Origin of the sequence: Agrobacterium sp. CCNWLW155, assembly GCF_036888815.1 — a bacterium.
GTDB classification, from domain to species: domain Bacteria; phylum Pseudomonadota; class Alphaproteobacteria; order Rhizobiales; family Rhizobiaceae; genus Agrobacterium; species Agrobacterium radiobacter.
The window spans coordinates 1-6,627 of sequence record NZ_JBAKFW010000037.1 but is presented as its reverse complement, the minus strand read 5'-3'; the positions used below and the strand labels follow the sequence as shown (position 1 = coordinate 6,627).

The window sequence follows — 6,627 nt, the reverse complement described above, 5'->3', positions numbered from 1 at the left end:
GAATTTGTTCGTCGTTTTGCTTGTCATAGACCCTACTTCTCACGAGTTGGGGTCTCCGGCAAACCCGGAGCGGTTCAATAACCGGCAGCATACCACCGGAGCAAACTCCATGACACCGATCCCGAACGCTCCAACGGTCAACGCCAGAAGTGGCCAATTTGATTTTGTCCCGCTCATACTATTTCTCGACCTGCCACCGACTGGCCTGACCAACAGATGGCGCAACCATTTCAAAAATAGGTACTCGTGGCCTGCTGCCGGTTTTTCGGACACCGAGGACCGGCGGCGCGAAAGCGTCGAGCATCCGTTCGGCACGATCAAGCAATGGATGTATCAGGGCGCGTTCCTGATGCGTAGGCTGGAAAACGTTCGCGGGGAGTTCAGTCTGACGGCGCTCGCCTACAACATCAAAAGAGCCATCACACTTGTCGGCGTTGCGGGCCTGATTACCGCCGTCAGGGCATAGCCGGCCACTGTGCGCACTATCTGAACCAAAACAGCGCATCCAAAATGCTCCGTAACGCCTTCTCAGGGCTATTGGGCATCGAAATCCGGAAAATCTTGCCACCCACAGTTCAGCTCGAGTGCTACCGCCGTACAAAGCAGATTTGCTTTCGATATCCTCCAGGCCGGAACAGGCTGCTTGCCGCCCTGCTCCCGTCGCGCTGGTTCGGACTGGTGAAGATAGACTGCGAACCCGACGCATTTGCGTTCCAGTGGCGCGATCTGCGCCTCATATTCTGTGATGACGTTTGCCCCCACCTCTTCATCGTTCAGTTCACCGTGATCGAGCTGCGTCCACCACGACTGGATCAGGTTGACCGAACGCCGTAAGTTCGCTGTGCATCGCGACGCCCAATCACGCCGTTCCGGACATCCTGACAAAGCTGCAACTTGAACGGCGTCGAATGCCGTCGATATGGACCTCGCGACTTCACCGGCCTTCTCCGATTGAGGTCCCCAGAGTGTATCAGTTTTTCCGCGTCTCGTGGTCCAGCCGGAAGGATTCACTCCAATCCCGGGTAAACTCTCATTTCAAATCAACAGGTTACACCTCAGTCGCAAGTTGAGCAGTCAGAGTTCCCCATGACTGAGCTGGTCTTCCTGCCGAAAGAATAGCACGTCGCATATCGAATTGAGCAGGGTGATGCGCAAGTTGCGCGGACTAGGGGAAATCACAAATAGATCATAGTCACCACTGCAGGCTCATTAGTCGCGCTTTCCTTGCGCAGCATGCGAAATCCCCCGAGGTCAGGTCAATGCCAAAAAAGCCGGGTGTTTCTGTTGCGAGATGTTGGCTCCAATAGGACGACGGCCGCATTTGCTTGTGAAGTTTACGGTCGTGTGGATTACACCGTTGCGATTACATCTAGTTACAAATTGATACAGTTTTGCCCATGACGGGCAAACCTGTGTGACGTCCGTTTGCTATCACAGCCTTGGAAAAGCGCGATCCAAGGGAGTTGTGGGACTCCTGCGTTGTTCCCCAGTCAAACGCTCCTCGACCTCCCTGTGGTCGGGGAGCGCGGCTTTTCCGGAACCCGGCATTTGCAACGCACGATCGTGCGAACGGGGAAGATTATCATTTTCAATTTACAGTTGTATTTATGTCACGCGGATTTTTTTGAAGTATGCGTCAACATACCGTAAACACTGATTTAATTTGCGACTCGGCTTTCAGTCTGCCTAACTACATAGCATCGCACAGCCTCTTTGTATGTGCGATAATCAACTTTTAATTGAAAACTGGAGATTACTATGAACATCAAGAGCCTCCTCATCGGCTCCGCAGCCGCTCTCGCTGCTGTCTCTGGCGCACAGGCTGCCGACGCAATCGTTTCCGCAGAAGCTGAGCCCCTCGAATATGTGCGCGTTTGCGACGCATTCGGCACTGGTTTTTTCTACATTCCAGGCCGCGAGACCTGCCTCAAGTTTGGCGGATACATCCGTTTCGAAGGCCGCTTCGGTCAAGACCGCCGCGGGTCCTCAGACTGGGACTTCAATACGCGCGCGCAGTTCGACGTTGATACACGCACCGACACCGAGCTCGGTGCGCTGCGTGGCTTCATCGGTTTCCGCGGTGAAGCCGCAAATGGTAGCCGTGAAGACAGTGTCGTCCACGTGGATCAGGCCTTCATCTCGCTTGGCGGCCTGACTGTCGGTAAGATCTACAGCGAATGGGACAACGACTTGGCCGGCGAAACCGATATCCTGTCGACCAATACCGTGTTCACCTCCGTCCGTTATACCTACGGGGCGGAAGATTTTACAGCATATATCGCGGCTGAGGAACTCGAAGGTTTCGGCTTTGCAGGCAACGACGAGCAGGACAACAATATCGGCGTCAGCGGTTTTGTTGGCGGTACGATTGGCTCCCTCACCTACTCCATCGTCGGCTCCTATGATATAGACTATGAAGCAGGTGCTGTGCGTGGCATGCTGTTTGCCGACATCGGACCTGGCACCCTGGGTCTGTCTGGTATCTGGGCGTCTGGCGTAAATTCCTACTGGGCTGAGAGCGAGTGGACCGTTGGCGCGGAATACGCATACAAGGCGACGGACAAGCTCACAATCATCCCAGAGGCACAGTACCTCGCCGGCGTTTCCTCAAGAAACGGCCACGGCGATATCATTGATGCAGGCTGGTCCGACAACGATGCTTGGACAGCCGGCCTGACTGTCGACTACCGCGTCGTTGAGGGCCTCACAACAATTATCACCGCCAACTACTATGACGAGGATGGCCAAGACGAAGAAGTGCGAGGCTTCGTTCGTCTCCAGCGCGACTTCTAAGCTCTGACATTAAAAAAAAGCAACGGTGTTAGAGGTCAAGCACCGTTGCTCGATGATTTCTCATTCTTGCGTTTAGGATGACGATCATTTTTCTCATCACGGCGACGAGGGCGACCTTTCCAGGCTTGCCCTTGGCTTTGAGACGCTGAAACAATTCCTTCATGACCGGGTCGAAGCGAATTGCGGGCAGGGCGGCGATGTATAGGGCGTCGCGCACCTGCTTTCGCCCGCCTGCAATCATCCTTTTACCGCGCATCTGTCCGCTATCGCGGTTGATCGGCGCCACACCGACAAGCTTGGCGATCTGTCCCTTGTCCATCAATCCTAGTTCTGGCAACCCTGCGATCAGGAAGCAAGCTGTTCTTAGGCCTATGCCCTTGAGCGACATCAGCACGTCAGCCATGGCCGCAAGCCGATGGTCCGTCTTGAGGCAGGCTTCCATGGCTTTGACGACGGCGAGGCGCTGGCGCATCAGGAAGGTCAGCGTCTCCTCGATCCAGAGGGCTTGCCGTTCATCCCGATTGCTGGCGAGTTTCTCTCGCCGGTTCCTCTCCTGGACGATCATATAGGACAGCTGTCGGTAACGCGACACGAGTTCACCCAACACGGTCTGGGCTGGAGACGTGGCTACAAGGAGCTTGGTTTCCATGCGCCTGGCATAATCGGCCAAGACGAAAGCATCGATCTTGTCGGTTTTGGACAGCGTGCCGCAGGCCCGGGCGAACTGTCTGATCTGCTTGGCATTGACCTTTGCGACAGGCTGGGCGGTCGCAACAAGGACATCCACGACAGCTCTCTCATAGCCGCCGGTCGGCTCTAGAACCAAGCGGTCTATTCGATCAAACTGGGCGAGGAACGCCATGAACTGCGCAATTCCTGCGCCGTCATTGGCAAAGCTCGCCGATCGCGCTTCAGGAAGAACGCAGATATCGAGCGATGATTTTGATATGTCGATGCCGACAAAACGGCTAATATCGGTCATGAGGTTGTGTCTCCCTTATACGCGAGCGTGAAGCTCTCTCAACGGTTCGACCAAGCCTCGAAATGGACAGAGGGTTCTGCTTTTTTACGAACGAAAGTTCAGGCCCGGCATGGACCAACCGCTCCGTCCATCGTCTCGAAGGTGTTGCAATCACCCTAAAGACAAACAAGGCCGGAACATCATAACGATGTTCCGGCCTTTAATGTATAAGCCCGGTTTAAAAAACAGGGCTTGAAACATCCTGTGACGAGACGTGTGACGGCACAAAACGCCGTGACTTTCACCCATTCGATGCAATTGTTTAAAGGCTTTCCCACGGCCAACGGGTAGCGGATCGAACGGGACCGGACGATAATCTTGCGACAATTTGTTACATTTTTCCTAGTGCGGTCTGGTTATTGTTCCGATAAAATCTTCCGGCGCAGAGGGAAATCACATGCAAGCAGCACCGCATATTGTTGTTGTCGACGACCACAGTGACATTCGAGATTTGGTGGGACAGTACCTGGAAAGGCATGGCTACCGAGTCAGTCTTGCAGACGGCGGTTCGATGCTGCGCAAGATAATCGAAACCGATCCCGCCGAGCTTATAGTACTTGACGTGATGATGCCGGGTGAAGACGGGTTGTCTATTTGTCGTCAGCTTCGTGTTTCAACAAATGTTCCGGTCCTGTTTTTGACGGCGATGACTGACGATACTGACCGTATTATCGGCTTGGAGTTAGGTGCCGACGACTATCTTGTGAAACCGTTCAACCCGCGAGAATTGCTTGCCCGCGTTAGAGCAGTGCTCCGCCGCGCGGTGAGCGCGGCTCATTGCCAACAGCCTGATTTCGCAAAAAAGATTCGTATTGGCCAGTGGTGCGTTAATATGGGAAGCCAGGAACTTGCGGGCGACGATGGTGTCGGCGTTTCCCTGAGCACGGCCGAATTCAGGTTGCTTAAGGTTTTCATCCAACGTCCAGGACATATTATGACACGCGATCAGCTTCTGGATCTTACGGTTGGAAGGACCGCCGAAATATTCGATAGAAGCATCGATAACCAGGTAAGCCGTCTTCGTAAGAAAATCGAGCAAGACCCAAAAAATCCAACAATCATTAAGACCCATTGGGGGGGGGGCTACAGTCTCGCAGTCGAGGTTGCTAGGGTATGACAGGTCGCTGGTTTCGTAGCATTGCCGCGCAGTTTATTGGCCTCACGCTACTGGCGCTGATAATATCCCAGGCACTAACATTCGGAATATCTTGGGATGAGCGTTCCAAAGCATTAAACGCTGCGATGAAAAGCGAATTTTTTAGCCGCTCCTCTTCAATCACACAGTTGATGGAGACTATTCCGGCAAACATGCGCGAACAAGCCTTGCTGGCGAGCGAGACACGTTACTCACGTTTCTGGCTGAGCGACGGAGAGCCTGGACAGGAAATGACATGGCGGCGCCGGGCATCCACCGAGTTGTCGCGTCCCTTGGATAACTTTGTGGATCTGGCAAAGAAATATGGATCGCGGAACGCGACACCGACTCAGCTGGATCTGACACCAATCGGTCCAGCTCACGCCGACGATATGTGGGCTCGTCCACGGCCAATTCTTTGGACCCTTCCGCAGCACGCTAAGTTCATTTACCTGGGAGGTGGGACAGGGTACGGATTGGCTGTCCAACTGAATGACGGGCGCTGGTTGAATGCTGCAACCTACAAACCCCAAATAAACAGTTGGTGGACATCTACTTCTTTAACGTCTTTGGGCCTGACAGCGCTCATTCTGTCCACCATCGGAGCACTGATCGCCAGTCGGCTTGCTAAGCCGCTCAAGAATCTGGCGATATCAGCAGAAGCCCTCGGACGTGGGGAAAATCTTCCAGCATTGCCAGAGAGCGGGCCTGATGAGATTCGGCGTACGGCAGAGGCGTTCAACAGAATGCAAAGCAGGCTCCACCGTTTTGTGGAAGACAGAACGCGGATGCTTGCCGCCATAGGTCACGACTTACGTACGCCGCTGACTTCACTTCGTTTACGCGCCGAATTCGTCCATGACACCGGTGTCAAAGAAAAGATGATTTCGACAATCGATGAAATGCAAAGTCTGACCGAAGCTGCAGTATCATTTGCACGCGGTGAGTCTGCTTCCGAGACTACGCGTGACATTGAGTTGGAAGCGCTCGTGGGGAGCATCTGTGACGATCATGCGGACATGGGACATCCTGTTCGGTTTATCGACGGGGAGAAGCTTACGTACAGATGTCGACCTGACAGCCTCAGACGCGCCGTTCGTAACCTTGTGGAAAACGCCGTGCGCTATGGCACTGAGGCAAAGGTCTCGATCCGCAAAACAGCATCAACAGTAGAGATCCTGATTGAAGATCGAGGGCCCGGTATTCCCGAGGACATGGTAGAACGTGCTTTTGAGCCATTCGTTCGAATGGAAGCATCCCGAAACCGGGAAACTGGCGGTATTGGACTCGGCTTGTCAATAGCCAGAGCAGTTGCGCGCCAGCACGGTGGCGACATAATACTGTCTACAACAAAGGATGGAATGCAGGCTGTCATCTCTCTTCCAAGAGAAGGCAGCGTGATCAGTTCAGACAGTGCCAAGATTTCGCAGTGGCGTATGCGATCTCATCTGTTTGGCATACGTAGCCACCGGAATGCACACGGGCAAAGGTAACCTTAGATAGCATCTCGACAAAAGAAAAATTCTTGCAGTAAGACCAACTCGATTGAAATTCGCAGCATAATTCGACATGTAAGCTGACGGTGCATATCCTGCTGGAGTTAGTGTCAATGCCGCGTGAATTTTGCCCAGAAGTGCCGAAGTAAAATTCCCCAATTATGCCGACGTGGACGCCAGGG

5 protein-coding genes are annotated in these 6,627 nt (G+C 53.7%); 4 read left to right on the top strand and 1 reads right to left on the bottom strand.

What is annotated here, in order from left to right:
• Both V6S97_RS28770 and V6S97_RS28765 read left to right on the top strand, forming a co-directional pair.
• Positions 1-466, top strand: a 466-nt coding sequence (locus tag V6S97_RS28770) for a transposase (protein ID WP_334428403.1), incomplete at its 5' end; no start/stop codon positions are given.
• Positions 467-1,758: 1,292 nt separating this feature from the next.
• Positions 1,759-2,793, top strand: coding sequence for a porin (locus tag V6S97_RS28765; protein WP_334428402.1), 1,035 nt, complete (start codon positions 1,759-1,761; stop codon positions 2,791-2,793).
• Between the two features lie 28 nt (positions 2,794-2,821).
• On the opposite strand, the gene V6S97_RS28760 is transcribed toward V6S97_RS28765, so the two are convergent.
• The gene (locus tag V6S97_RS28760) at positions 2,822-3,775 is read right to left on the bottom strand and encodes an IS110 family transposase (protein ID WP_334428400.1); all 954 of its coding nucleotides are present in this window, start codon (positions 3,773-3,775) and stop codon (positions 2,822-2,824) included.
• A gap of 436 nt (positions 3,776-4,211) precedes the next feature.
• On the opposite strand from V6S97_RS28760, the gene V6S97_RS28755 reads away from it, so the two are divergent.
• On the top strand, positions 4,212-4,931 hold the full coding sequence (locus V6S97_RS28755) for a response regulator (protein ID WP_334428399.1): 720 nt from the start codon (positions 4,212-4,214) through the stop codon (positions 4,929-4,931).
• Positions 4,928-6,442 carry an ATP-binding protein gene (locus V6S97_RS28750; RefSeq protein WP_334428398.1) on the top strand — a complete coding sequence of 505 codons (1,515 nt, stop codon included), beginning with the start codon at positions 4,928-4,930 and terminating at the stop codon, positions 6,440-6,442. Before V6S97_RS28755 ends, V6S97_RS28750 begins: the two co-directional genes overlap by 4 nt.
• Positions 6,443-6,627: the final 185 nt, after the last annotated feature.

Bases quoted from the DNA above. Each gene is read 5' to 3' on its own strand.
- V6S97_RS28765 (WP_334428402.1), top strand. From the start codon at position 1,759: ATGAACATCAAGAGCCTCCTCATCGGCTCCGCAGCCGCTCTCGCTGCT.
- V6S97_RS28755 (WP_334428399.1), top strand. From the start codon at position 4,212: ATGCAAGCAGCACCGCATATTGTTGTTGTCGACGACCACAGTGACATT.
- V6S97_RS28760 (WP_334428400.1), bottom strand. From the start codon at position 3,775: ATGACCGATATTAGCCGTTTTGTCGGCATCGACATATCAAAATCATCG.
- V6S97_RS28750 (WP_334428398.1), top strand. From the start codon at position 4,928: ATGACAGGTCGCTGGTTTCGTAGCATTGCCGCGCAGTTTATTGGCCTC.